The organism is Paenibacillus sp. Lou8.1 (assembly GCF_024213565.1).
Lineage (GTDB): Bacteria > Bacillota > Bacilli > Paenibacillales > Paenibacillaceae > Paenibacillus > Paenibacillus polymyxa_B.
The window spans coordinates 76,378-100,753 of sequence record NZ_JANAVN010000002.1 but is presented as its reverse complement, the minus strand read 5'-3'; the positions used below and the strand labels follow the sequence as shown (position 1 = coordinate 100,753).

At 44.3% G+C, this 24,376-nt stretch carries 24 protein-coding genes; 9 read left to right on the top strand and 15 right to left on the bottom strand.

What is annotated here, in order from left to right:
- Positions 1 to 19 precede the first annotated feature (19 nt).
- Both cysC and katA read left to right on the top strand, forming a co-directional pair.
- Positions 20 to 622, top strand: coding sequence for an adenylyl-sulfate kinase (cysC, locus tag NLX78_RS03250; protein WP_254349596.1), 603 nt, complete (start codon positions 20 to 22; stop codon positions 620 to 622).
- A gap of 296 nt (positions 623 to 918) precedes the next feature.
- Positions 919 to 2,376, top strand: coding sequence for a catalase KatA (katA, locus tag NLX78_RS03245; RefSeq protein ID WP_254349595.1), 1,458 nt, complete (start codon positions 919 to 921; stop codon positions 2,374 to 2,376).
- 120 nt (positions 2,377 to 2,496) lie between these two features.
- Here the strand turns inward: katA and NLX78_RS03240 are convergent, their stop codons facing one another.
- The 7 genes from NLX78_RS03240 to NLX78_RS03210 form a co-directional block, all read right to left on the bottom strand.
- Positions 2,497 to 3,807 (bottom strand): MATE family efflux transporter, encoded by a 1,311-nt coding sequence (locus NLX78_RS03240; RefSeq protein ID WP_254349594.1) that lies wholly within the window; start codon positions 3,805 to 3,807, stop codon positions 2,497 to 2,499.
- The gene (locus NLX78_RS03235) at positions 3,774 to 4,616 is read right to left on the bottom strand and encodes an ABC transporter ATP-binding protein (RefSeq protein ID WP_235309744.1); all 843 of its coding nucleotides are present in this window, start codon (positions 4,614 to 4,616) and stop codon (positions 3,774 to 3,776) included. Before NLX78_RS03235 ends, NLX78_RS03240 begins: the two co-directional genes overlap by 34 nt.
- A complete protein-coding gene (locus NLX78_RS03230; RefSeq protein WP_254349593.1) occupies positions 4,609 to 5,445 on the bottom strand; it encodes an ATP-binding cassette domain-containing protein in 837 nt (278 codons plus the stop codon). The genes NLX78_RS03235 and NLX78_RS03230 overlap by 8 nt, the downstream gene beginning before the upstream one ends.
- Before the next feature lie 7 nt (positions 5,446 to 5,452).
- Positions 5,453 to 6,307 carry a nickel transporter permease gene (gene nikC, locus NLX78_RS03225; protein ID WP_254349592.1) on the bottom strand — a complete coding sequence of 285 codons (855 nt, stop codon included), beginning with the start codon at positions 6,305 to 6,307 and terminating at the stop codon, positions 5,453 to 5,455.
- A complete protein-coding gene (gene nikB, locus NLX78_RS03220) occupies positions 6,304 to 7,248 on the bottom strand; it encodes a nickel ABC transporter permease (RefSeq protein WP_254349591.1) in 945 nt (314 codons plus the stop codon). Before nikB ends, nikC begins: the two co-directional genes overlap by 4 nt.
- Position 7,249: 1 nt before the next feature.
- On the bottom strand, positions 7,250 to 8,785 hold the full coding sequence (gene nikA / locus NLX78_RS03215; protein WP_254349590.1) for a nickel ABC transporter substrate-binding protein: 1,536 nt from the start codon (positions 8,783 to 8,785) through the stop codon (positions 7,250 to 7,252).
- Positions 8,786 to 8,995: 210 nt separating this feature from the next.
- The gene (locus tag NLX78_RS03210) at positions 8,996 to 10,459 is read right to left on the bottom strand and encodes a DHA2 family efflux MFS transporter permease subunit (RefSeq protein WP_069291982.1); all 1,464 of its coding nucleotides are present in this window, start codon (positions 10,457 to 10,459) and stop codon (positions 8,996 to 8,998) included.
- A 136-nt stretch (positions 10,460 to 10,595) separates the two neighbouring features.
- Here NLX78_RS03210 and NLX78_RS03205 point away from each other — a divergent pair, with 136 nt between their 5' ends.
- Together NLX78_RS03205 and NLX78_RS03200 are read left to right on the top strand one after the other, a co-directional pair.
- Positions 10,596 to 11,165, top strand: coding sequence for a TetR/AcrR family transcriptional regulator (locus NLX78_RS03205; RefSeq protein WP_061828312.1), 570 nt, complete (start codon positions 10,596 to 10,598; stop codon positions 11,163 to 11,165).
- A 201-nt stretch (positions 11,166 to 11,366) separates the two neighbouring features.
- Positions 11,367 to 11,618, top strand: a complete 252-nt coding sequence (locus NLX78_RS03200) for a YolD-like family protein (RefSeq protein WP_061828313.1) — start codon at positions 11,367 to 11,369, stop codon at positions 11,616 to 11,618.
- A 206-nt stretch (positions 11,619 to 11,824) separates the two neighbouring features.
- On the opposite strand, the gene NLX78_RS03195 is transcribed toward NLX78_RS03200, so the two are convergent.
- Entirely contained in the window at positions 11,825 to 12,154 is a 330-nt protein-coding gene (locus NLX78_RS03195) for a DUF3817 domain-containing protein (RefSeq protein ID WP_061828314.1), read from the bottom strand.
- A gap of 508 nt (positions 12,155 to 12,662) precedes the next feature.
- On the opposite strand from NLX78_RS03195, the gene NLX78_RS03190 reads away from it, so the two are divergent.
- Complete coding sequence (locus NLX78_RS03190; RefSeq protein WP_254349589.1) at positions 12,663 to 14,714, top strand: fibronectin type III domain-containing protein; 2,052 nt, start codon at positions 12,663 to 12,665, stop codon at positions 14,712 to 14,714.
- Between the two features lie 280 nt (positions 14,715 to 14,994).
- Here NLX78_RS03190 and NLX78_RS03185 read toward each other — a convergent pair whose 3' ends face one another.
- Positions 14,995 to 15,177, bottom strand: a complete 183-nt coding sequence (locus NLX78_RS03185; protein ID WP_254325568.1) for a helix-turn-helix domain-containing protein — start codon at positions 15,175 to 15,177, stop codon at positions 14,995 to 14,997.
- 68 nt (positions 15,178 to 15,245) lie between these two features.
- Here NLX78_RS03185 and NLX78_RS03180 point away from each other — a divergent pair, with 68 nt between their 5' ends.
- Positions 15,246 to 15,419 carry a hypothetical protein gene (locus NLX78_RS03180; protein ID WP_254349588.1) on the top strand — a complete coding sequence of 58 codons (174 nt, stop codon included), beginning with the start codon at positions 15,246 to 15,248 and terminating at the stop codon, positions 15,417 to 15,419.
- Positions 15,420 to 15,629: 210 nt separating this feature from the next.
- Here NLX78_RS03180 and NLX78_RS03175 read toward each other — a convergent pair whose 3' ends face one another.
- The 5 genes from NLX78_RS03175 to NLX78_RS03155 are packed head-to-tail and all read right to left on the bottom strand — an operon-like array spanning position 15,630 to position 19,906.
- On the bottom strand, positions 15,630 to 17,018 hold the full coding sequence (locus tag NLX78_RS03175; protein WP_254349587.1) for a HAMP domain-containing sensor histidine kinase: 1,389 nt from the start codon (positions 17,016 to 17,018) through the stop codon (positions 15,630 to 15,632).
- Complete coding sequence (locus NLX78_RS03170) at positions 17,009 to 17,668, bottom strand: response regulator transcription factor (RefSeq protein ID WP_254349586.1); 660 nt, start codon at positions 17,666 to 17,668, stop codon at positions 17,009 to 17,011. Before NLX78_RS03170 ends, NLX78_RS03175 begins: the two co-directional genes overlap by 10 nt.
- A 37-nt stretch (positions 17,669 to 17,705) precedes the next feature.
- A complete protein-coding gene (locus tag NLX78_RS03165; RefSeq protein WP_250261267.1) occupies positions 17,706 to 18,464 on the bottom strand; it encodes a lantibiotic immunity ABC transporter MutG family permease subunit in 759 nt (252 codons plus the stop codon).
- Between the two features lies 1 nt (position 18,465).
- Positions 18,466 to 19,197, bottom strand: a complete 732-nt coding sequence (locus NLX78_RS03160) for a lantibiotic immunity ABC transporter MutE/EpiE family permease subunit (RefSeq protein ID WP_250261268.1) — start codon at positions 19,195 to 19,197, stop codon at positions 18,466 to 18,468.
- Position 19,198: 1 nt separating this feature from the next.
- Positions 19,199 to 19,906, bottom strand: coding sequence for a lantibiotic protection ABC transporter ATP-binding protein (locus NLX78_RS03155; protein ID WP_069289620.1), 708 nt, complete (start codon positions 19,904 to 19,906; stop codon positions 19,199 to 19,201).
- A gap of 149 nt (positions 19,907 to 20,055) precedes the next feature.
- Here NLX78_RS03155 and NLX78_RS03150 point away from each other — a divergent pair, with 149 nt between their 5' ends.
- Positions 20,056 to 21,183, top strand: coding sequence for an NAD(P)/FAD-dependent oxidoreductase (locus tag NLX78_RS03150; protein WP_254349585.1), 1,128 nt, complete (start codon positions 20,056 to 20,058; stop codon positions 21,181 to 21,183).
- Positions 21,184 to 21,264: 81 nt separating this feature from the next.
- Here the strand turns inward: NLX78_RS03150 and NLX78_RS03145 are convergent, their stop codons facing one another.
- Positions 21,265 to 22,131 carry a MurR/RpiR family transcriptional regulator gene (locus NLX78_RS03145; RefSeq protein WP_250261270.1) on the bottom strand — a complete coding sequence of 289 codons (867 nt, stop codon included), beginning with the start codon at positions 22,129 to 22,131 and terminating at the stop codon, positions 21,265 to 21,267.
- A 182-nt stretch (positions 22,132 to 22,313) separates the two neighbouring features.
- Here NLX78_RS03145 and NLX78_RS03140 point away from each other — a divergent pair, with 182 nt between their 5' ends.
- Both NLX78_RS03140 and NLX78_RS03135 read left to right on the top strand, forming a co-directional pair.
- Complete coding sequence (locus tag NLX78_RS03140) at positions 22,314 to 23,333, top strand: Gfo/Idh/MocA family oxidoreductase (protein ID WP_254349584.1); 1,020 nt, start codon at positions 22,314 to 22,316, stop codon at positions 23,331 to 23,333.
- 1 nt (position 23,334) lies between these two features.
- Positions 23,335 to 24,360: a Gfo/Idh/MocA family protein gene (locus NLX78_RS03135; RefSeq protein ID WP_254349583.1), complete on the top strand. Its 1,026-nt coding sequence runs from the start codon at positions 23,335 to 23,337 to the stop codon at positions 24,358 to 24,360.
- Positions 24,361 to 24,376 lie beyond the last annotated feature (16 nt).

Sequence of the window (24,376 nt, the reverse complement as noted above, 5' to 3'; positions counted from 1 at the left end):
TGAAAAAGGAAGGTGCTGAATGAATCCATCTTCGAATATAACCTGGCATGTGTCCGATATTGATAAGCAAGCGCGTCAGCTTTTGAATGGCCATAAAAGTCCGGTGCTTTGGTTTACAGGGCTGTCTGGTTCGGGAAAATCAACGGTATCTTCCACACTTGAAAAAGCGTTATACGCACGAGGCATACACACGTTTATTTTGGATGGAGATAATGTTCGGCACGGTTTAAATCAGAATCTAGGTTTCCTGCCCGCTGACCGTAAAGAAAATATCCGCCGTATTGCTGAAGTTGCAAAGCTAATGGCGCATGCGGGTGTTTTAACGATTTGCGCCACCATTTCCCCTTATCGTGAAGATCGTGAAATGGTAAAGGAGATTTTACAGCAGGAAGGTTGCTATGAGATTTATATACAGTGCAGCCTGGAGGAATGTGAGCGACGCGATCCAAAAGGAATGTACAAGAAAGCGCGTGCCGGAGAAATTCATCATTTTACGGGGGTTGATGCTCCCTATGAAGCACCGCTGGAACCTGATCTAATCGTATCTACTGAAGGTCGAGAGGTAATCCAGTCGGTTCAGGATATCTTGGATTTTCTTGATAGGAAGCAGCTGCTATTATGATTTTATGATGAATTCTACATGAATATTGTCTGAAAGCCTCAATGGCAAAACTTCGAGAAGTGATCAAAGTAATCATTATAGAAAGTAAAAATGAAACATATATATTGGTAAATAAATACAGTACTGCATATACGGCAAGCCTTATGGGGCTTGCTTTTTTATTTATGATTTTAAACTAATTCTAAATCCTAGATTATAATAATTATAAAAAAGTATTGATTTTTGTTTGTGCACAATTTATAGTGAAAGGCACATAGTCAACCAACAACCAATTCATTCAAGAGGTGATGTCAATCATGAGTAACCAACCAACGAACCTGACTACAAGCTGGGGCGCTCCTGTTGGAGATAATCAAAATTCGATCACAGCAGGCTCACGGGGTCCCACACTAATTCAGGATGTGCATCTGCTGGAGAAGCTGGCGCATTTTAACCGGGAGCGTGTGCCGGAACGTGTCGTTCATGCAAAAGGTGCAGGGGCGCACGGATATTTTGAAGTCACTAATGATTTGTCTGCATATACAAAAGCAAGCTTCTTGTCTGAAGTGGGCAAACGTACACCGATGTTTATCCGTTTTTCTACTGTGGCGGGTGAGCTGGGCTCGTCCGATACTGTACGCGATCCACGTGGTTTTGCGGTGAAGTTTTATACAGAAGAAGGCAACTATGATCTCGTGGGCAATAATACACCTGTGTTTTTTATTCGGGATGCCATTAAATTTCCTGACTTTATTCATACGCAAAAACGTCATCCCCAAACCCATCTGAAAAACCCGAATGCGGTCTGGGATTTCTGGTCCTTATCTCCTGAATCGCTGCATCAGGTAAGTATCCTTATGTCTGACCGCGGTATTCCAGCTACACTTAGACATATGCATGGTTTCGGTAGTCACACGTTCAAGTGGGTCAACGCCGAAGGACAGGCAGTATGGGTGAAATATCATTTTAAAACAGAGCAAGGTGTGCAAAATCTTGATGTGGAATTGGCTGCGAAAATTGCCGGTGAAAATCCGGATTATCATACAGAAGATTTGTTTAATGCCATCAAAAAAGGTGATTTTCCTGCATGGAAACTTCATGTGCAGATTATGCCTGTAGAAGATGCAGATACGTACCGCTTTGATCCATTTGATGTGACAAAAGTATGGTCTCAAAAGGATTATCCGCTGATTGAGGTTGGCCGCATGGTGCTGAATCGTAATCCTGAGAACTACTTTGCTGAGGTAGAGCAGGCGACATTCTCTCCGGGTTCATTTGTTCCTGGGATTGAAGCATCCCCGGATAAAATGCTGCAAGGACGCCTGTTTGCCTACGGCGACGCACATCGCTACCGTGTAGGTGCAAATCATAATTCGTTGCCGATCAACCGTCCGCATGCAGAAGTACACAACTACCAACGCGATGGTGCATTACGCAGTGACAGCAATGGCGGAGGATCTGTTTATTACGAGCCTAATAGTCTCGGTGGACCCAAAGAATCACCTGCGCACAAAATTGCTCCTTTTGAAGTGTCTGGCGAAGCGCAAAGTGTAGCCTACGATCATCACGATCACTACACACAGCCGGGCGACCTGTACCGCTTGCTCAGTGAAGAAGAGCGTGCACGTCTGGTCCGAAACATCGTAAATGCGATGAAGCCGGTAGAAAGTGATGAAATCAAACTGCGTCAGATCGGACATTTTTATAAAGCTGATCCTGAATATGGACGTCGTGTAGCCGAAGGTTTGGGCTTGACCGTTCCTCAAGGCGAGTAGAGGTATCTGCAAACTCTAACCTGAAAGCCGTATGAATAAATAATAAAAGGATGTCCCAACACCACGTACATGGTGGATGGGACATCCTTTGTTTTTTAGAGCGATGTAAATCAGGTGCTGCTATATCCTCTGCAAGCGAGGTAAATAGATTACAAGAAACAGTGACCGTCCTAGTGCAAATACGATAAAGGATAGCCAAAGTCCGTGATTCCCATAATGGGGAACGCACCAGAAGAGAGCGATCAAAAAGCAGAGCAATGAGATCAGCATCGAATTACGGATCGGATACGTTACCGTCATCCCCGTAAACACACCGTAGAATACCAGTCCCAGCCCGGCTGCCAGCGGAAAGACCACAAGCCATCCATTATAAGGGCCTGTAAGACTAATCACTGTGGCATTATCCGTAAATAGCGAGATAAGCGGCTCTTTCAGTGCGAAATACAATCCTCCCGTCACTATGCTGGTCACCAGTGTCCAGAACCAGGACAAGTGAATAACCCTTTGCAGCATTTTACGATCCCCGGCACCCCTAGCCTGACCCGTCATAATGCTACTGGCGTTGGCGAACCCATCAAAAAAGTAAGCCATAATATAATGGATCTGCAACAAAATAGCGTTCGCCGCCAACTGATCGGTTCCAAAGCTCGCACTGCGCGCCGTAAACAGATTAAACATTGTCAGCAGACAGGCTGTGCGAATCATGAGATCAAGGTTTGTTGCCATGACATTTTTCAACTCTGAAGCTCCAAACCAACCTCGCCAATTCATCTGTCCGCTTTGCTTCCATTCTCTCCAAATCGATGAGCGGAACACCAGCACCAGACCCAATACACACGCAAGAATTTCTGCAATCAGAGTAGCGCTTGCTACACCAGTGACATTCCAATGCATCATCTGTGTAAATACAATAGCTAATACCATATTGATTACGTTCATTGAAATTTGCAAAAATAATGTAGCCTTCACACGGGATAATCCCATCAGCCAGCCAAGCAGCACATAGTTCACCAATGTAAGAGGGGCTCCCCAAATACGAATGTTAAAATAAATTGCTGCCTGCGCCGCTACATCCTGAGCCGGATGGATTAGCTGAAGAGAAGCTAGCAGAATTGGCTTTTGTAACACAATGAATACCGCACCAATGAGTAGAGCAATGGCCAGTGGGCGCATGAGAGCAGCTATGCTCTGGTCGTTATTTTGTGCCCCCGCGGCTTGTGCCGTGAAAGCTGATGTGCTGACTCGCAGGAAGCCAAACAGCCAATATAAAGTATTGAAAATAAGAGTGCCCACCGCTACACCGCCTAAATACGCGGAATGGCTCAAATGACCGATTACAGCTGTATCCACCGCACCGAGCAGCGGGGTTGTAATCGTCGAAATAATTAAAGGGATAGCTAAAGCAAGATAGGCTCGGTGGGAAGGCAACATGTTGAAAAAACCTCCAGTAATGATTGTGTATAAGGATGGCGATCCGAATGAAATAATGCTTCTTTGGGAAAATGCTCAACCACACTGCCTTCTTTCATGACCATGATTCGATCACTCATAAAGTGCACAGCCGCCAGATCATGTGAGATAAACAGATAAGCCAGTCCTAGCTCATCCTGCAAATCCTTGAGCAGATTTAAAACGGTAGCTTGTGTAGTCACATCCAAACTAGCCGTTGGCTCGTCCAATACGATAAAATCCGGCTCTGTGCTGATGGCACGTGCGATGGTTACACGCTGCTTTTCCCCACCGCTGAGCTGATGTGGAAACTTGTCCAGATAGCTGGCTGGAAGCTTTACCATATCAAGCAAATGTTCTGCTATATCCCGACGTTCTGAGGACATACCCGCCATAAAGGAAGGAACATAGTACTTAAGCTGGTCCAGTGGCTCCAGCAGGGAGTGCAGGATGGTTAGTCTGGGGTTCAAAGCCGCAGATGGATGTTGAAATACTGCACCCAGCCTGCTGCGAATCCGTTTTAATTCGCTCCGCTTTAGCCCTCGGATAGACTGTCCATCCAGTCTAAGCTCACCTTGATCAAATGGGTCCAATGTCAAAATACAGCGAGCGAGTGTACTTTTCCCACTGCCGCTTTCCCCGACGATGCCCAGACATTCTCGGGGGGAGATCGTCAGAGCAACATCTTGCAGCACCGTTTTGCCTCCAGCGTAAGCCTTCGTCAAACCGGAGACGGTCACGACAGGATTAGAAGTGTCTTGCCGCTGAGCGCAGGTGGCTTGGTTATCCATGTAAAGCGCTCCTTTCCATTGCGTTCTGTTCTTCAGTGCTGTTGTAAGGTAAACGTGCTGGAGCGCCCGGAGACAGCGGCGGAATAGCCGCCAGTAGACGACGAGTATACGGGTGGTCCGGATGGTTCAGCACCGCTTGCGTGTCACCTATTTCAACCAGTGAACCTTCGCACATCACTGCGATTCGATCTGCATACTTGCGTACATGACGCAGGTCGTGAGTGATCCACAAGACGGAAATACCCGTCTCCGTCCGGATTTGGTCAATGAGTTGGAGCACCCGATGAGCTGTGAGCGTATCCAGCGCTGTTGTAGGCTCGTCGGCAATAAGCAACTTCGGCTCCAGCAGTAGTGCAGCCGCAATAGCTGCCCGTTGCAATTGACCGCCGCTGAGCTGGAACGGATAGCTGCGGTACACACGCTCGGCGGGAAGCTGTACGCGCTCCAGCACCTCGATACAGTGCTGTTTGCGCGCCTTGCGATCTTGTTTGCCATGGGCGCACATCAGCTCGTCCAGTTGGCTGCCTACACGCAGAAAGGGGGTGAAAGCCCCGTGGTAGTCTTGAAAAATGTAAGATATTTCACTACCCAGCAAAGAACGTCGTTGTTTAGCGGATAGGGCTAGCAAATTATTGTCCTTCCACGCAATGATTCCTTCCGCTGTAACAGAAGAGGGGAGAAGGCCGCCGATAGCGAACGCCGTCATGCTTTTGCCGCTACCGCTTTCGCCGGCTAGAGCACACCATTCCCCCGGACGAATGGCAAGCTCCAGTTGCTCTACAATCGTTTTTACATTTGTCCGAATCGTTAAGCCTTCAATACTCAGCATGTACAGCTCACTCCTCTGTCCGGGTTTTAACATCATAACGGTCGCGCAGTTTGTCTCCCAATACGTTCGCCAGTAGCACTGTTAGCACGACAGCTATCCCTGGAACCAGCATCAGGTGGGGAGCCATTTGAAAATACGCTCGTCCTTCATTCAACATAGTACCCCATTCGGGAATTGGCGGCTGTGGACCTAAGCCCAAAAAAGATAGGGAGGCAATCATTAAAATGATTTTGCCGATATCCAGCGTAGCCAACACAAGAACATTCCCAATTGCATGGGGGAGAATATGCCGCATGACAATCCGCAGGGAGGAGGTACCCGCCAGTATGGATAACGAAATGTAATCCTTTTGCTTTTCTGCCAGAACGGTACTACGCACCAGACGTGCATAACCAACCCATTTTACCGCAGTCACCGCGAAAATAAGATTTACTAAGCCTGGTCCGAGCAAACCGCTCAGTACAATGGCAAAAATATAATCAGGTAATGTCATGAAGGCATCGACCACCCGCTTGAATACACGATCCATCCAGCCTCCAATAAATCCTGAAAGCAGACCAAGAGGGACCCCGACAACCAGCGAAACGGCCAAAATCAATAAACTGGTTCCGACAGTCGTCCGAAGTCCAGCTATCACTCTCGATAGTACATCTCTGCCCAAATGATCCGTTCCCAGCCAGTGTGTAGCGCTGATTGATTGTAGTCGATTCCCCATCTGGATACGATACGGATCTTGCGGAGCAAGAAACGGAACGACTGTAATTGCTGCAAGAATGAGCAGGATGGAGAGCGACACGATCCATGTTTTGGACAATCGTGTTCTAGTGAGCTGCCTGTTTTCCGCATGTACGGATTTTATCATGATAAACGTTTCTCCTTCAAAGCGATTTCAGGATTGACCCAACGGTAGGACAGCTCTACCAAAATATTGATACATACAATGAATGCAGCCATAAATACGGTATAGCCCTGAATAATGGGGTAATCCCTTGCAGCGATGGCATCCACAATCCATTTGCCCAGCCCCGGATAGGCAAATAGCACTTCAATCACGACTGTGCCTCCCAGTAGGCTGCCTATACTCTCACTGAATACCGTAATGAGTGGAACTAGACTGTGACGGAGCATGTGTCTAAAAAAAATGCGGATGGGGCTGATTCCACGGGCTTGCGCCGCTTTGATAAAGTCTTGCCCCGAGCTTTCAATCAGACTTGCGCGGATCATTCGTACATAAACGGCCGCCATTGCCAATCCCAAGGTAAGAGAAGGGAGTACCAAATGAAAAGCGGTTCCTTCACCCATAGACGGCAAAATGCGCAATTTAACTGCAAACCATTCGATAAACAAAAGCCCCAGCCAAAAGCTGGGAATCGAGGAGCCGATTAAGGCAAACACACGACTGGCTCTGTCAATCCAACGGTTACGGTAGAGCGCTGCCATCGTTCCGAGCGGGAGAGCTATCAGCAGCATAATGAACAGGGAGGCTCCGGTCAGCAGAAGTGTATAAGGCAGTTTCTCCATAAACTCTGTGAATACCGGACGATGGGTTAAATAAGATTGTCCAAAATCAAACTGAAGCAACTGAATCAACCACTTCCCATATTGCACAGGTAATGGTTGATCCAGCCCCAGTTGGCTGCGCATATCCATAATTTGCTGATTGGACACAGCTACATCATCGACTCGGAGAATGCTCCGGACGGGATCGCCTGGAACAAGCTTAAGCAGACAGAAGCTCACAAAGGAAAGAATAAGAAAGAACAAAACCAGTTCAAGAAACTTTTTGGCGATGGATTTGAACATGCTAATTCACATCCAGGTCCTGGGTCAGCAAGTAGTATTCACTTTGGCTAGTTACCCAGTTATGTACGTAATCGCGATAGGCCACTACGTTGTTAGGATGGACCAGAAAGGATTGCAGATTTTCTTGGTCAATCAGCGTGACAGCCTTCAGCGCCAGCTTGTTGCGTTGTTCCTCATTCACGGTTGTGTTCAGCTGTGAAATCATACCCGTGAGTTCTGGTACATGCACACGCCCATAATTCAGCGCTCCTTCAGGCATGTAAGCCGCATTCAGAAAATAGCTTGCATCGCCGCGCGGGGCTGTAATACTACTATAAGTCGCTAAATCCCAATCCTGATGTGCGGCGAGATATTCGTCAATATTATCAACCTGACGGATATCAATCGTAATGCCAAGTTCTTTAGCGTTAGCCTGAATCAGCTGGGAAATGAGTGGAAGCTCCGCTCTCGACTGGTAAGTTAGCAATGTAAGATGAAGCGGCTTGCCGTCGGGGTTCGCAACTTTTCCGTTCTGCACTGTATATCCAGCTTGCTTGAAGCCTTCTCGTGCAGCATTCAAATCAAACTGTTTCGTAATATATTTCGGTGAAAAAGGAAAGTCGGACAAGAACGGGCCTTGAGCAGGGGTTCCCTGACCAGACATGATACCACTGGCAATCTCATCCCGGTTGATCAGGTTATCGAATGCTTTACGCACAGCCGTCTTTTTCAGATCGTTATTGTTCATATTGTAAATCAGTTGATGCGTTCGCAAACTAGGAAGCGAGTCTACCTTAACAGTAGAATCAGCTTTCAATAGCTCCAAGCTTTCAATTGGCGGGCGATACACAATATCAGCTGTTTTGGCTTGAAAAGCAAGCTGACGCGCATTGGCGTCTTCGTTAAACATGAATTTGGCATGTTTCAACTTTACTTCACCGTTCCAATATTGTTCATTGCGATCTAAATTCAGTTCACTTCCAGCACGGAAGCTGGCAACCTTGAACGGTCCCGTCCCTGATGGGAGGTCACCTGTAGCTGTGGTGTCTATAATAGCCGTATTCGGATGAACCAGCTCAGACACAAATTCTGGGAAAGGCTTGTCTGTCGTAATGTTCAAAATTTGTCTATCCGCATGAATATCACGGATATGCAGCGCATTTTTGACCGATGGATTGAGCTTTAGCGCTCTTTCCAAAGAGGCTTTGACAGCAGCGGCATTGACGGCTTTACCGCTGTGGAAGTTCACACCTGGTCGGATGTTGAAGGTCCAGTGCTGTCCGTCCTTGCTGTCCCATTTCTCTGCAAGCCAAGCTTCCAGCTTAAGATCCTTGTTCACTTTGATCAGTGTTTCACTTACTCCAGCACGAACAGCTGTGTAATTTACATCTGAATGAGGGTCTATAGAAGGGCTTTGCACGTTAAACAATAAGGTGACACTTTTATCTTGTGGTGCAGGAGATGGAGAGGGTGAAGCTGACGGAGATGAAGCGCAGGCTGCCATCATCACCGCCATTACCGTAGGTATAAATAGTTTAAAATACGAACGCTTAAACAACAGGGAGTCCTCCTTAATATTAATCGTAATTTTTACGCTTTAATTTATAAACCATATCGTAACCAAATGAAGGAGCTTTGTAAATATGTAATTGATGAATGTGTATGTAAATTCATATGAAAAAAAGGCTGCATAACCAATAGTGAGATGGTTAGCAGCCTTTAAGTATATTTAGATATGTTTAATTTGGAATGGCTAAAAATTTATGAATTAATGCATGGGTGCTTTGGCAGTGCCATGTTCAACATGAACTCTGCGGATGAAAAACGCAAGGATCAACCCGATCACACTGATGATCATCGCAAAGAAAAATGAATTTTGTGATCCGATTGCCATGGCATTGGCCATTTCATTTACGGATTCAGGCATACTGGATTGGCTCAAATAGCTGTCCATGCCTTTCGAGAGAATACTTACCGCTACGGCTGTACCGATAGCACCAGCAACTTGTTGGAGCGTGCTCATAATGGCCGTTCCGTCTGGGTATAAATCCATAGGGAGCTGGTTAAGTCCGTTTGTCTGAGCTGGCATCATAATCATGGAAATGCCGATCATCAAGCAACTATGAAGCACAATAATGAGTACGAGAGTTGATGTTGTTGTAATGCCAGACAGGAAAAATAAAACAGCAGCCACGATCACAAGCCCTGGAATGACAAGCCATTTGGGACCGAATTTATCGAATAGGGAGCCCATAATGGGAGACAAGAGACCGTTGATAATCCCACCAGGCAGAAGTACCAAACCTGCTGTTAGAGCAGACAAAGCCAGCCCTTTTTGCAAAAAGAGTGGAAGAATCAGCATCGTAGAAAGGATCGTCATCATACATAAGAACACCATAATAACGCCGATCACGAACATAGGATATTTAAACACACGCAAGTTCAACATAGGCTGCTTCATCTTCAACTGACGTACAGAGAACAGTATCAACGATACCAGACCGACAATCACAGGAAGCAGAACCATCAGGCTAGCCCAACCTTCGCCACCTTCTCCGGATTTACTGAAACCAAACACAACACCGCCGAAGCCAATGGAAGACAGGAGGATAGATAAAAGATCAATTTTAGGCTTGGTCGTTTCTGAAACGTTTTGCATAAATAAAATACCGCAAATCAGCGAGAGAACCAAGAACGGAAGGGAAATCCAGAAGATCCAGTGCCAAGACAGATTTTGCAGTACCAGTCCTGCAATGGTAGGTCCCACGGCAGGTGCAAACATAATTACCAATCCGATGATCCCCATAGCCGCGCCTCTCTTTTCAGCCGGGAAAATGATCAAGATGGTGTTAAACATCAACGGCAATAACAACGCTGTACCAATGGCCTGAAGAATACGTGCGATCAATAGCACTGAAAAAGTAGGTGCAAGTGCAGCAACGAGACAACCAGCTATTGAAAACAGCAACGATGTCACAAACAGCTGTCTTGTCGTAAAGGTTTGAATCAGCAATCCCGATACAGGTACTAAAATACCGAGTGTAAGCAGATAAGCGGTAGTCAACCATTGGGCTGTTGCAGTTGTAATATGCAAAATCTGCATCAAATCATTCAGTGCAATGTTAAGTGCCGTTTCACTGAACATCCCAATAAAGCCGCTAAGGAGCAGGGCAATCATAATAGGTAGCACCTTGAACGTTTTGGGTTCAGAGGGTGAACTCGATTGACTCATTGTATTCATGTTGTTTTTGTTCCTCCAATAAATTAATGGTGTTGAATTATAACGATCGGTCTATATATAATAAACATGTTGTTATTTTTTTGTCAAAGTATAAGTTATAACTACTATATAATGAAGGATGCTGTATATGGCTGCTAAACCCGAATCATACGAGAATATCGTACAAACCGCATCGAAGCTCTTTTTTCATCAGGGGTATCACGCGACCGGACTGAATCAGATTCTTGCGGAGAGTGGATCACCGAAAGGGTCACTTTATTATTATTTTCCGCGTGGTAAAGAAGAATTGGCTTTGGAGTGCATAAGAAGAGGGAATGAGTTTATAAAGCAAAAATTAAAACAGACACTGAACGGGAATGATAATCCAGTACTAGCCATTCAGGATTTTATTCGTAATACAGCTGAGGAGGCAGACCGTACCGGCTTTAACGACTTCATGCCGATTGGGTTCTGGGCTGCTGCGGAAACTTCCTGTATTAGTGAATCGCTACGTCATGCCTGTGTGAATACGTTTACAGATTGGCAGCACATCTATATGGAGCGCCTTCAGGATTCGGGCTGGGAAGAGGAAAAGGCACACAGTCTGGCGGTACTTATTATTTCGATGCTCGAAGGTGCATTGATTTTGGCCGTTACGCAACAGAGCAGTGCTCCTATTTATAATATCGTGGATTACATTCCACAGTTGGTCAAATAATCCTGTCTCTTCGATTTTCAATCGCTCCTAATGAGCTCCAACAAGCAACTTTAAAAAGCCGATGTTTTCGGTTTTGAGAACTCGGCTTTTTTGTGGCTCTGAGACGTAATTTTACTCACATTACCAGCACCAAATGATGAAAAGTATGGTAAAATAGAATGAATTTGATTTTGATTTTGCACGAAGGAAGGGTGATAGCAGGTGGCAAAAGCGAAGGTACCCAAACGGCCTACTCGGGATGAATTTGTACTGGAGGAAATCGGGAATCAGCTTGTAGAAGCACAACGAGAGCAATCCGAAGTTGTATTGACCGTATGGGGACGCGAAGAAACAACCCGTGGACAAATTGTTAAAATGGACCCGAGAACAGGAAAGGTTCATGTAGAGAGTAATGGAGAAACGGATAAAGTTCCTTTTATGGATATTATGAGTGTAAATTACCCGAGAGATTAGTTGTTGTGATTACATAAATATAGCAGATAGGGAAGAAAAGAATGACAAAGTTAGAGTCTCCCTTACTGCGTGGGAAAGTAACAATTTACAATTCGCGTATACAAAAACAACCGAGTGGTTTAGAGCCATCGGTTGTTTTTGTATACTGCTGCATGAGTGGGAAGAAAAAGCAACGTTATTGTGTTGGCACTTTCCCTTGTACATGCTTATGTAGCTTTTATCGGGCTGGTATGACTGGCACGTGCTTCGGCTTTCTTAAGCACCTTACGATCAAAAATGAAAGGACCAAACGGCAACAGCGATGCAATCAAGGCTGCAAGACTTTGCAATAGCGTTATTTTTCGCAGAATCAGCATGACCACAGTCGCTACAACATAGGCCACGAACAGTACCCCATGGATCATACCCACCCAGCTTACCATTTGTGGCATTCCAGCTGCGTATTTAAGTGGCATAGCGATACACACAAGCAGCAGATATGAAATCGCTTCAATATTACCAATAACACCAAACATCTTAAAGGCATTTTTGAACATAATACACCTCCTTCTCCTATTGCTTAAAATTTAATATATCCTATAATGCAATGTTATTAAACGGTAGAAAGTTACGATATATCGAATATTTATAGCTGAATCCAAAGGTTATGTCAGAGCTTTCACATGATTGAAGTATCTCCCACCAATGCTTCATTTCGTTGCTTCCAACGTCCCACAGCTTAGCGTGCTCGGAAACGATAATCGTTATTTCGTTTAAATTGTTGAAACAAACAATGGGGCTTAGAAAGATGGCTTGGAGTAAGAAAAAACACTAAGCTGGTGTAGTTCGAAGGCTTAGCATATATTGTTTGCGCGACCCCTATCTGTAAAAATGCTAGTGTGAAGCCTAAACATTTTGTATGGAAATTCCGATAACAGTTAAATGAATGTCTGTACATTTTAGTGTGAATTTTAAAAGCTGGATTGCAGCAGAAGGGTTTGTAAGCTTGACTTATTAGTTTTGACAAATAAAATTTCCATACTGGTATCAAGGAGAGCATAGATTATGAATAAAAAACGTTTGCGTCAATGGATGGCTCCGTTCGCAACGGCTACACTGATTTTGAATACGGGATATGGCATTTTGGCACCCGATGCAGTGGCTAGCGCGTTGTCGACTGAAAGGCATAACTCAAATCTGACAGGCCTGAATACAGCACAGTTACATACCAAATTAGCAACCGCTCAAGGCCGTCATGTGCCTGTTACTTCAGGCACGAAAGTGACTACGTTAACAAAAACCTACGGTCAGAACACCTATCTTAACCAAATGCTAAAAGTAATGTCGAGCCAAATGGTTACTGCGAGTAGCGCGCCGGGAGAGGTAAGCAATCTGACAGCGGTTCCTACAGAAACAACAAAAGTAAATTTGTTCTGGACCAATCCGTCGGACATTAATTTTGACCACGTAAAAGTGATTGGTGTCACTAACGATGTGTATGTAGATAATATCAGAAGTAACTCTTATATGTTGAGCGGTTTACAGCCGAATACGAACTATACCTTTCAAGTGAAGACGGTGAATAAGAGCGGAGATGAATCAAAAGGTGCGCCAATACAGGCCAAAACGGCTTCCATTGATGTCCCTGTAGATAAGACACCTCCAGGAGAGGTAAGCGGACTGACAGCTACGAATGTAGGATATAACGCTTTTGCCGTAAATTACATATTGCCTAAAGATGCTGACCTGAGCCAAGCGATCATCTATTTAAATGGTAAGGAAGTGCAGCGAACTACAGGGACGTCCTATTCATTCAGTGGATTGATTGCTTCCACAAACTATACAGTACTGGTCAAGACTATTGACAAATCCGGCAACATATCTGGAGGAATCAGTATTCCGGTTACGACCTCAGCGCTCACCGTTGATACAGTGCCCGAAGTGACAGGAGCTTCAGTAACATCAGTTAATAACTATAGCGTAACTGTTTCCTGGACAAAACCTAGCGGAATTAGTACGGTCAGTCTGTATAAGGACGGGCAACTGGTAACCGATTCAACAGGATCATCCTATACATTCAACAATCTTTCGGCAAGCCAGACCTACACGTTCACGATTAGGTCCAAGCGAAGCACAGGTGCATTGTCCTCTGGTGTGAGATTGACTGCCACAACGGACAGTACGTCCTCCAATTCGTCAGAAGTGTCCAATCTTGAAGTAGATAGTAAGAGCGACACCTGGATCAAAATCACCTACGATATGCCGAGTAAAGCCGACAAGGTAAAGATATATGTTGATGGTGATTATGAGGGAACTACAAGCTCTGAGTCCTATAAAATAACGGATTTGCGAGAAGGACGCTGGTATGAGATTAAGGTCGTGACTGTCAATAGTAATGGAAGAGAATCTAGCGGTGTAAAGATATCAGAACGCACGGATTCGGATGGTTACTACTCTTCTTCGTCATCTAGTTCATCGAACTATGAGAAGGCGAGAGATTTGATGCGAATTGCAGAAAACAGTCTGAATGCCTCCGACTGGCGTTCTGCCAGAGATGCAATCAGTGATCTGCCGAGCGGAACCCGTAAAAGTGATTTGCTGGATCGGTTAGAAGCTATTCGCAATAGAGCAATTGGTACCAGTAGTTCATCATCCGGGACGAGTTCTACAACAACAACTTCTGGTACAACGTCCTCCTACCCTAACAATGCGGTTTCCTCATATTCAACTTCGTTCACCCTGACACCAGGAGCTAAATCAGCTTATGTCGATGGTCGTGCTACGACGATGGCCCAGGCTCCGCGAATCATAAATGGGGCGACGATGGTCCCGCTGCGCTTTATCAGTGAACGGATAGGTTACGAGGTGAATTATGAAAAAGCGACCAAAAAGATCATTCTGACTCGACCTACAGACGGCAAACAAGTAGTGCTTCAGGTCAAGAATTCTACCCTTGCCGTGTATGAGTTGAACAACTCCCGGAGTTATTCGACGAACATCACAGCTCCGGTTATTGTTAACGGCTACACGCTGGTTCCATTACGAGTGATTAGCGAGCTTTCGGGGTATCAGGTGAACTATAATACTGCATCCAAACAAATTACGATTACAAAATAAATACTTCTGCAAGAAAGGGTTCTAAAGTTTCCACTTTAGAATCCTTTCTGTGTATTAGGAAGTGTATGTAGAACAATGACAATCTGTTACTCTGTAAACAAGTTATTTTGATTGAAAAGAATATCGAGTTGCTTAAGCTCGCCACTTGTTAGTCGAACACCCAGAGTTTGAAGATTGGACTCGATTTGATCAGGCTTGGTTGCACCTGGAATAATTAGATCAACGGCTGGATGCGTTATAATACATGGAGTTAACACGAGGTCAAATGCTGATCTACATATTACTGTATATTCGAACAGGCATTAAAACGAAATTCATGCGGGGTCAATCCACATCGTTCCTTGAAGATTCGATAGAAATACTTCATATCATGAATCCCGACTTCAAGTGCGATCGTTTGAACGCTCCAACTAGTATCTAGTAGTAAGCTACAACTCTCGTGAATACGAATATCCTGTAGCATTTTGGAAGCCATAATCCAAGAAGCGTAGCCCCTTATGTTCTGGAAAATGGAGAGGACGACCGATTACAATGGCAAACACCATTTCTCGAACATTAAGTGGCAACCAAACCGGAGTTGGTATGATTATCTATATGATGGGAAGCTTTATGGCGGGGGCTATCGGGTCGTCTATTCTTGGTTCCGTACTTGATCAAGGAGCACAAAGCAAAATTATAGCATCATCCGTTCAGCAGCACATATAGTAATCCAATAACCCATGTTCCTTATAATAATCGCGAGTCTGTGCGAGGAGTGTTTTCATTCCGATGGCAAAATGATAAAACGCTACTGACCTTCATATGTCAGTAGCGTTTTAAATTGTTTCAATAACAAACGAAGAAGAGGTGTGTGCCTTATGAATCGAACAAGCTTAAGAGCAAATTATTTATTTCGGTAATTTTCTCATTATGTCGCTAATGAACTGACGGAATCTCAATGCTTACCTGTCCGCCGCCTGTCTGGATGGAGTTGGTGATGATCAGCTTTCCGCCATGTAGATTGACAATGGATTTTGTTATATACAGACCCATACCGTAATGTCCATTTATTCTTCTGGACGAGTCACCCATATAGAACTGCTCGGCGGCCTGTTTGAGGCCTTCTGGAGAGAAGCCTGGGCCTTCGTCTAAGATGCTGAACCGAATGCAGTCTTCCACAGACTCTACGGTCAGCTGGATCTCGCTATATTCAGGCGCCTGATCTACCGCATTAGAAGCAACATTCATAATGGCTCGCTCAAGTAGAACTGGGTCTGCATACAGCGTCTTAGGGAGGTTATATGCAGCGAATGCTACAGATATTTTTTTGACAGCAGCCAAGGCCATTATCTGATCTTTCACTTTCGTTAAATAGAAGTCAGCATCCATCGTTTCCGCCCGCAGGGTGACTAGCGTTTCCGCTTTTGAAATTTCAATAAGAGTCTTAATATACTGCTCCATCTGCCTGGTGCTTTCCGATATATAATCCGTATAGTTCTTTTGCTCTTCGGACTGATCGGTCTCGGACAGTAGCTCTACGTTTCCACGAACGATAGTGAGTGGTGTTTTGACATCGTGTGCTAGAGCGGATATTTGCTCGCGGCGAGATCTTTCCAGATTCCACTGTTTCTGAAGCGAAGTCTTTAAAGTTTCTTTCATTTTATCCATGGAATGCAGCACCTGATCGATCTCCATCACGCCACTGAATTCGATTGAGAAGTCCAGATCCTGTGCTTGAATTTGTTTGGTGACTTGCTGCAACCCACTCATCTTACGTGCCAGCTTTCGTCCGAAGGAGGAAGCCAGCAAGGCACCTTCCCCCAGAAAGGCGATACAGAACACGGCAAAAAAGGACAATTCCGCGTTCGGCAGGTATTGACGCAGGATAGGAAGTTCAAACTGAGCCGAGACAGAATAGCGCATCACAGTAACTTTATCATTATGTGAGACTTTTACATAGTTATAGGGAAATTGATAAGCAGTATCGTTCTGCTGCGTAACACTCCAAGCAGTTTGAGCCTGCTTTTCAGAAAGGTTTCCCTCATTGAGGCGGCCTTCCGAAGTGAATGATGCGTATTTATACAGTTTCTGCCGAGAATCCGGCTGTAGGGTCTTGCCAGCTTCAATGATTGTCTTGTCCTCCCGCACCTGATTCTCAGCATAGTTCGCGGGGAGAATGGTCCCCCAAGACATCAGGACATAGAAGATGAGAACCAGGAACAGAGCGAGCGCAATCGTCCCGATACAGAACATAACTAAATAACCCAGAAAAATGGTTCGTAGTTTGGTTGTCTTGCGTGCTTGCTGTACTTTGGTTACTTCCATCGGTACCCGATCCCCCAAACCGTCTCCACTGGCGAAACCTCTACTTTGCCAAGCTTGGCTCGGATATTTTTAATATGCTCCACGATGGTGGCGGAATCGCTGTCCCCATCCAAGCCGAAGACAGCTTCGTAAATCTGCTCTTTAGAGAACACCTGTCCCCAGTTCAGGGCTAGAAACTTACATATCTCATATTCGCTTTTGGTAAACGGGACTACAACATTCTGAACGGTGATTTCCTTGCCGGACAGATTGAAATGAACTTCCCCGATGCAGAATACATTACGCCGTTCACGATTCTCCCGTCTGAGATGGGCGTTGATTCTTGCGCGCAACTCTCCAGCACCAAACGGCTTGACAATATAATCGTCGGCCCCTTCCCCAAGCCCTAACATCACATCGTTCTCCATGGATTTTGCGGTGAGGAACAGGATCGGGCAGTCTATTTTGCTGCGAATTTTCCGACAGAGTGTGAACCCGTCCATGGTAGGCATCATCACGTCAAGCAGGATGAGGTCAAAGGCTCCAAGCTGCATGGTGAGAGCCTGTGGGGAGTCGGAGACCACCGTGACAACATGGCCATCTTTCTGCAAAATATTTTGAAGGAGTGCCAAAACGGCGGGTTCATCATCAACGGCCAACAAGTTTGCCATGCTTAATTCACTTCCCTTGCTTTCTTTACTCTGGTCTTTATTCCGACGAATTGTGTCCTTCCCAACGACAAATCCATAATCCTAATAATACCATGATGACTACGGTCCCTACTACGCAATAGCTGACTCCCGAATCAAGCCGTATAGCTTCAGGAATAGATACTGCTGAGTTTATATCGTATTGCACCCAGATCGTGATGAACCGGGCAGCCCAAGCAGAGGGGATGAATATCCAATTATGATCACCCAGCCCTGTAAGAAGCAAAGCGGACAATAGACTCTCCATAATGCCTAGACCGATGGAAGCTCCCTTGCCGAACCGCAAACTAATGAAAAAATGCAGAAAATAGTGGAATACACTGGACATAAACAGAATGCAGGCAGCCAACACATAAAACTTCAAGCCATACGGTGACTCTCTCATAAGATATATATAGCCAGCCCCAAAGCCTCCGGAGGCAAGCAGCACACTGCCAAATCCCAAGATCAGGAGCAGGCTGATCTTGCTCAGGAAAGGTAGCAGCTTCACTGGCGAGATCAATAGCTGCTGGAAATTACCAGCGACTGCCTCCTGCTCAACAGCAATGGAGCAGACAATACCAATCATGGTAGGAAGAACCACGGCTAGGACCTGTAAATAGCCGTCCACCTTTGAAATCGGTGAATACGGAGTAAAGGAATAGTAGGCAAGAAAGATTGCTATGCCTAAAAGCGGCACAAACAGCTGCACAAGCAGTAAGGGCTGCCTTCTAAGTTTAAGCACATCGGATTTCAGATAGCGGAAAAAAGAAATCATCTTATTTAGCCTCCCGCTTGCGGAAGGACATCGCCGTCAGTATCGACAGAATTATAAACAGGCAGATTGTGATCACTAGGCCGGGCACAATCACGCCTTTATCCAAAAGCGGATCTCCTGAAGGAACGGTAAGCCCATTAGGTAGCACTTTAATGACGGCGCACATTAATCGGGCTGGAATAGCATAAGGGACCGCCCACCACACAGAGGACGTAGCGAACAAAATGGTGCAAGATACGTTGCCCAGCATGTTAATAATTAGAGTGGCAAACATGCCTATTCGGTCCGTCAGGAACAGGCAAAGTGGAACTTGCCACAAAAAGGTGATGAAGAGGATTAGAGTTGCAGCAACGCTTCCTGCTAGTGTTACAGAAGTTGAGAATACGAATCCGCCAAGAGTTATCCCTATAAATAGGACAATAAAGGAAACTATTAAGAGTCTTACGCAAACCCCGATTTTACCGTACCATACCTGAGCCAAATCTACAGCCATGCCGAGGACAGCACGGTATTTCAGCTTCTTGCCATCCTTTTGGATCACTCCTGAGCACATTAAGGTGAGGGCACCTGGCAGCAGCATGAAATACCACCAATTGTAGCTGGCGCTTTGGAGCATACGTCCCCCCATGAGTACGGTACACAGAAGAAGAGTAGCGATGGGGGCAAGCCAGACCAACTTTTTTGTGAAGGTATGCTTTAATTTTAGATGTTCGGCGGCTATATATTGCTGCATCCTACTCATCCCCTTTTCGGTATTCCTGTGCAATCTGCATGAACAACGATTCCAGGTTTTGTCCTGGAGTGACCGCCTCTTGATAAGCTAATACGCCGCCGGCAATGATACCGACATGGTCAACGATTTGTTCGACTTCAGATAAAATATGGCTGGAAAGAATTACGGTAATTCCTTGCTTCGGGAAGGAGCGAATCAACTCGCGTTGCTCCTGAATACCAATGGGGTCTAGTCCGTTGGTTGGCTCATCTAAGATCAATAGCTTGGGATGATTGAGGAGAGCAATGGCAATGCCCAGCCGCTGTTTCATACCCATCGAGAACTGGCCCGAGCGTTTTTTCCCGGTATGGGTCAAATCAACCATGTTCAGCACTTCATCAATCTGCGAATCAGGCAAACCCAGCAACGTTGTACGAACTTTGAGGTTCTCTCTAGCTGTCAAATTTTCATAGAGTGGAGGGGATTCGATCAGTGCTCCGATTTGAGCAAGATCTTTTCGGGACCAGGGTTTTCCTTGAAATAAAATCTCACCGGATGTTGGGCGTAGCATACCAGTTAACATTTTCAAGGTGGTTGATTTTCCAGCCCCATTTGGGCCAAGTAGTCCATAGACGGAATTCTCCTGAATAGACAGTGTGACGTTGTTCACCGCCTGTTGGCGTCCGAAGGTTTTGCAGAGATTTTTAGTCTGTAAAATAATGTTATCCATATCAGTTCATCCTTTTCATTTGTTCTGACAACTACTTTAAAGATCAATTCTAAGAACTTTATAAGGATTTAAAATATTAATTTCAAACTTTATGCATTCATGCACTATTCGCTATAATGGATACAATGATGTAGGAAAGGGATGTAATCATGAAGAAGGTCATCGTAATCGGATCAGGAATTCTGGGGGCATCGACAGCATACCATCTAGCAAAAATGGGTGCTAATGTCATTATTGTAGATCGTAAAGATAAAGGACAGGCTACTGATGCCGCTGCTGGCATTATCTGTCCCTGGCTATCACAGCGACGCAATCAGGCTTGGTACCAGCTAGCCAAAGCGGGAGCACGTTTTTACCCTGGGTTGATTGAAGAACTCAAAAGCGAGGGAGAAACAGAAACTGGCTATGCTCAAGTGGGGGCTCTCAGTATTCATGATGATTTGGAGAAAATCAAAAAAATGGAGACGCGGGCACACTTACGACAAGCGGATGCACCGGAAATCGGTGAAATTACCCGGCTAAATGAAAAAGAAACCCATAAACGGTTTCCTTTGTTAGTAGAAGGTTATCATTCTGTTCATATAAGCGGTGCCGCCCGAATAGATGGTCGTGCGCTGCGGGATGCGTTGGTCCGATCAGCACAAAAAAACGGGGCGGTCCTTATACAAGGAAATGCTACGCTTCAATATGAGTCCGACCATGTAACGGGAGTAGTGGTCGGTGCACAAAGCTTCTCGTCTGACAAGGTCATTGTTTGTGCAGGTGCATGGGCAAATCAACTACTGTTGCCTTTGGGCATTCATTTTAAGGTTAGTTATCAAAAAGCACAAATTATGCATTTGCAGGTTCCTAATAGGCAAGACACAGGCACTTGGCCTGTAGTCATACCTCCTTCTGATCAATATCTGCTGGCTTTTGATAAACAGAAGATCGTAATAGGGGCGACTCACGAAAATGAAATCGAAGGTTACGATACGAGAGTAACAGCAGGGGGGATGCAGGAAATTTGGGATAAAGGTTTAGAATTGGCCCCTGATTTAGCAAACAGCACTTTTCAGGAGGTAAGAGTTGGTTTCCGTCCTTTTACACCCGGTTTTCTACCGGTGATCGGAGCTGTTCCAGGCTGGGATGGTCTTATAGCGGCAAATGGGCTTGGAGCATCCGGGTTGACCATGGGCCCCTTTATTGGAAATCAGCTGGCAAAGTTGGCACTTGGAATGAATGTAGATATCGATATCAATGATTATGATATTCGAAAAGCAATAGATGAAAGTTGAGCCTTGACTGAGGAGAACAATATATATACTTACTGAAAAAGTCGCCATATTGGCGACTTTTTGTTTTAGTGCATATTCATTTTATACGTCATTCATCATGTCATTGAGATGCGAATTCTCCAACGATTGTGTTAGGGTTTGCATGTTTTTCAAGTAGTCGATTTTATAGATACAGGAATAGATCACATTTAATACATAGTCAAAAGCAATTTGCGACGAAAATGTACCAATCTTGGCATGTTTTACTTCGTCATTAGGCACCCGGATACAGATATTACTGAGTTTGGCCAATTCACTTTGATTGGTTGCTGTAATTGTGATAAAAGGGATATTTTCATGTGCGAAATGCCGTGCTGCTTTTAAAAAAATCGGCGACTTTCCGTGGTAAGTTAAAAACACAGCGCAGTCCTGTGTCGTAAGATTAGCCGTATGGTAAGCCCATTCAGACAGCTCCGTAGCTATAACCACATACTTGTTTATTTTTACCAATTTATTTTGGAAACTTTTCGCACGGATTTGTGAATCGCCCAACGCATATATAAAGATCCTTTTCGCTTGATCCAGCAATAGGGCTGTTTGTGACAATGAATTATCATCCATGAATGTAAAGTTTTTTTCAATCGTTTCTTTCATTAATTCTGCAATTTCTTTCGCCACTTGAAGTGGGGATTCATCATAACCGAAGGGATAGTTGGGGTCTACATTGGAAATGTTCTGGGTGTTCTGCTGAAACTCCCGAGCAAGTTTGATTATAAACTCCTTGAAGCCCGATAGCCCAAGTTTATGTGTTAATCGATTAATTGCGGAATGCGAAGTATACGTTGCCTTTGCAAGCTCCTGAATATTTAAGTGCAGAATACTTTCCTTATGAAGCAAAATATAGGATGCTATGCTTTTTTCGTTTGGTGTAAAGTTTTGCATTTCTGATAATTGTATCAGTATTTTCAACAGGTTCACCCCGGCTCAATTGAATAAAACGTTCGAAAAATAATATGAAATAAACATTTTGTTTAAAAATAAACAACCATTTTTAAAAATAATCGGTTGAATGTACCATTTTGGTGGCGAATCCTTTACGATCAACGTTCTTCTTTTATAATAAATGAAAAAGAGCCTAAGGGGGAAATAATATGCTTACCATCGGTTATATTGGAAATGGGAAAAGCACGAACCGTTATCATCTTCCTTTTTCATTGAACAGAGCTGAATTGAAAGTGAAGACGATATATGCCCGTAATCTAGATAAAAGGGAGTGGGAAAAAATCCCTGAAGTGCTGTATACAGATAATATAGAATCTTTAATGAACGATAAGGAGATTCAGTTGATTGTTATCTGTACACCTGTAGAATCCCACTACTCTTATGCGAAAATGGCGCTAGACCACGGGAAAAATGTACTTGTTGAGAAACCTTTTATGTTAACCAAAGAAGAAGCCGTGTCGATCTTCCAATATGCTAAAGAGAAAAATCTGGTTATACAATGTTATCAGAATAGACGTTACGATTCGGATTTCCTTACTACCCAGAAGGTTATTGAATCAGGAAAGCTTGGAGATTTGCTGGAGATGGAGATGCATTACGATTATTATCGCCCTGAGATCCCGAACTCCACTTCTCATTTTTCCAGATATAACAGTTACCTATATGGACATGGCGTTCATACCATTGACCAGGTTCTTTCCTATTTTGGGAAGCCGGACACAATCCATTATGATGTTCGTCAATTGCTGGGTACTGGGAGAATGAATGATTACTTTGATCTGGATTTTTATTATCCCTCGCTCAAGGTATCCATCAAATCCAGCTTTTTTCGCTTAAAAGAGCGGCCGGGTTTTGTTGTATACGGCAAAAAAGGCGTTTTTATAAAGCAAACGAAGGATCGTCAGGAGGAGCATCTGAAATTATACTATCTACCTAAGGGACACTCCGATTTCGGCATCGATCAGCCCGAGCATTACGGCATCTTAACATATCTGGATGATAAAGGCGAGTATCATGAAGAAAAAGTCGTTTCTGAAAAGGGAGACTATGCTCGAGTATATGACGATATCTATCAGTCGATCGTACTTGGTAAAGAAAAAGTGATTAAAGACGAAGAGACGATAATTTGTATGGAAATACTTGAAAAAGGTATAGAGGAGTGCAACTAAAATGAAGTTGGGAATTGTCGGAGCAGGGATGATCGTAGGGGATCTATTGAGCTTTATTCAGGATATCCCGACTATTTTATTAAAGGCAATTTGTTCTAGACCTAGTCATGAGGAAAAATTACTGGATTGGCAACATAGATATGGAATCTCTCAGATTTATTCGGATTACAGCGAGATGCTGATGAATCGTGAAGTGGATACTGTTTATATCGGGCTGCCTAATCATCTTCATTATTCATATGCCAAAGAAGCATTATTGAGTGGCAAACATGTCATTTGTGAGAAGCCGTTTACTTCCAATTTGCAAGAATTCCTAGAGCTAAAAGAAATTGCTCAGCAAAGAAAACTGGTATTGGTGGAAGCCATAACAAATCAATATTTGAAAAATTATTTGTCCATGAAGGAGTATCTACCTAAACTGGGTGAGATCAAAATCGTTGAATGCAACTATTCTCAATACTCATCTCGGTATGAAGCTTTCAAAGCGGGAATAATCCAGCCTGCGTTTAATCCAGAAATGTCTGGTGGAGCTTTGATGGATATTAATTTATATAATATTCATTTTGTTGTTGGATTCTTCGGGAGCCCTAAGAAAGTGGAGTATTGGGCGAACATGGAGCGTGGAATTGATACTTCAGGTATGCTGCTGCTTGATTACGGTGATTTCAAGTGTGTCTGCATCGGTTCAAAAGATAGTACGGCCCCCAATGCCGTGAACATTCAAGGCAATAAGGGCTATATACACATGGCAAGTTCAGCTAATATATGCGACTGCTTTGATTACACTGCGAATAAGGAAACGCCAATTCGGGTGGATCTAAAAGATCATTCCCATCGAATGTATGACGAATTCGTTAAATTTGACCGTATCATCCGAGAAAACGATTTGGAAAAAGTTTCGGATATGCTTGAACATAGTGAAAAGGTCATGAAGGTCATCGAGGAGGCCAAGCAGTCCGCCAATCTTGTATTTGGCCCTGATCCACTTTCACTGTGTCCAACCCCTAAATTTCTAAATGATAATTGAATGTTTTAACTTATAT

Bases quoted from the DNA above. Each gene is read 5' to 3' on its own strand.
- NLX78_RS03195 (WP_061828314.1), bottom strand. From the start codon at position 12,154: ATGTTCAAAAATGCCTTTAAGATGTTTGGTGTTATTGGTAATATTGAA.
- nikC (WP_254349592.1), bottom strand. From the start codon at position 6,307: ATGATAAAATCCGTACATGCGGAAAACAGGCAGCTCACTAGAACACGA.
- NLX78_RS03150 (WP_254349585.1), top strand. From the start codon at position 20,056: ATGAAGAAGGTCATCGTAATCGGATCAGGAATTCTGGGGGCATCGACA.
- cysC (WP_254349596.1), top strand. From the start codon at position 20: ATGAATCCATCTTCGAATATAACCTGGCATGTGTCCGATATTGATAAG.
- NLX78_RS03240 (WP_254349594.1), bottom strand. From the start codon at position 3,807: ATGTTGCCTTCCCACCGAGCCTATCTTGCTTTAGCTATCCCTTTAATT.
- NLX78_RS03180 (WP_254349588.1), top strand. From the start codon at position 15,246: ATGGCAAACACCATTTCTCGAACATTAAGTGGCAACCAAACCGGAGTT.
- NLX78_RS03230 (WP_254349593.1), bottom strand. From the start codon at position 5,445: ATGCTGAGTATTGAAGGCTTAACGATTCGGACAAATGTAAAAACGATT.
- NLX78_RS03175 (WP_254349587.1), bottom strand. From the start codon at position 17,018: ATGGAAGTAACCAAAGTACAGCAAGCACGCAAGACAACCAAACTACGA.
- NLX78_RS03135 (WP_254349583.1), top strand. From the start codon at position 23,335: ATGAAGTTGGGAATTGTCGGAGCAGGGATGATCGTAGGGGATCTATTG.
- NLX78_RS03155 (WP_069289620.1), bottom strand. From the start codon at position 19,906: ATGGATAACATTATTTTACAGACTAAAAATCTCTGCAAAACCTTCGGA.
- NLX78_RS03140 (WP_254349584.1), top strand. From the start codon at position 22,314: ATGCTTACCATCGGTTATATTGGAAATGGGAAAAGCACGAACCGTTAT.
- NLX78_RS03190 (WP_254349589.1), top strand. From the start codon at position 12,663: ATGAATAAAAAACGTTTGCGTCAATGGATGGCTCCGTTCGCAACGGCT.
- NLX78_RS03235 (WP_235309744.1), bottom strand. From the start codon at position 4,616: ATGGATAACCAAGCCACCTGCGCTCAGCGGCAAGACACTTCTAATCCT.
- NLX78_RS03205 (WP_061828312.1), top strand. From the start codon at position 10,596: ATGGCTGCTAAACCCGAATCATACGAGAATATCGTACAAACCGCATCG.
- katA (WP_254349595.1), top strand. From the start codon at position 919: ATGAGTAACCAACCAACGAACCTGACTACAAGCTGGGGCGCTCCTGTT.
- NLX78_RS03165 (WP_250261267.1), bottom strand. From the start codon at position 18,464: ATGATTTCTTTTTTCCGCTATCTGAAATCCGATGTGCTTAAACTTAGA.
- nikB (WP_254349591.1), bottom strand. From the start codon at position 7,248: ATGTTCAAATCCATCGCCAAAAAGTTTCTTGAACTGGTTTTGTTCTTT.
- NLX78_RS03185 (WP_254325568.1), bottom strand. From the start codon at position 15,177: ATGCTACAGGATATTCGTATTCACGAGAGTTGTAGCTTACTACTAGAT.
- NLX78_RS03210 (WP_069291982.1), bottom strand. From the start codon at position 10,459: ATGAGTCAATCGAGTTCACCCTCTGAACCCAAAACGTTCAAGGTGCTA.
- NLX78_RS03160 (WP_250261268.1), bottom strand. From the start codon at position 19,197: ATGCAGCAATATATAGCCGCCGAACATCTAAAATTAAAGCATACCTTC.
- NLX78_RS03170 (WP_254349586.1), bottom strand. From the start codon at position 17,668: ATGGCAAACTTGTTGGCCGTTGATGATGAACCCGCCGTTTTGGCACTC.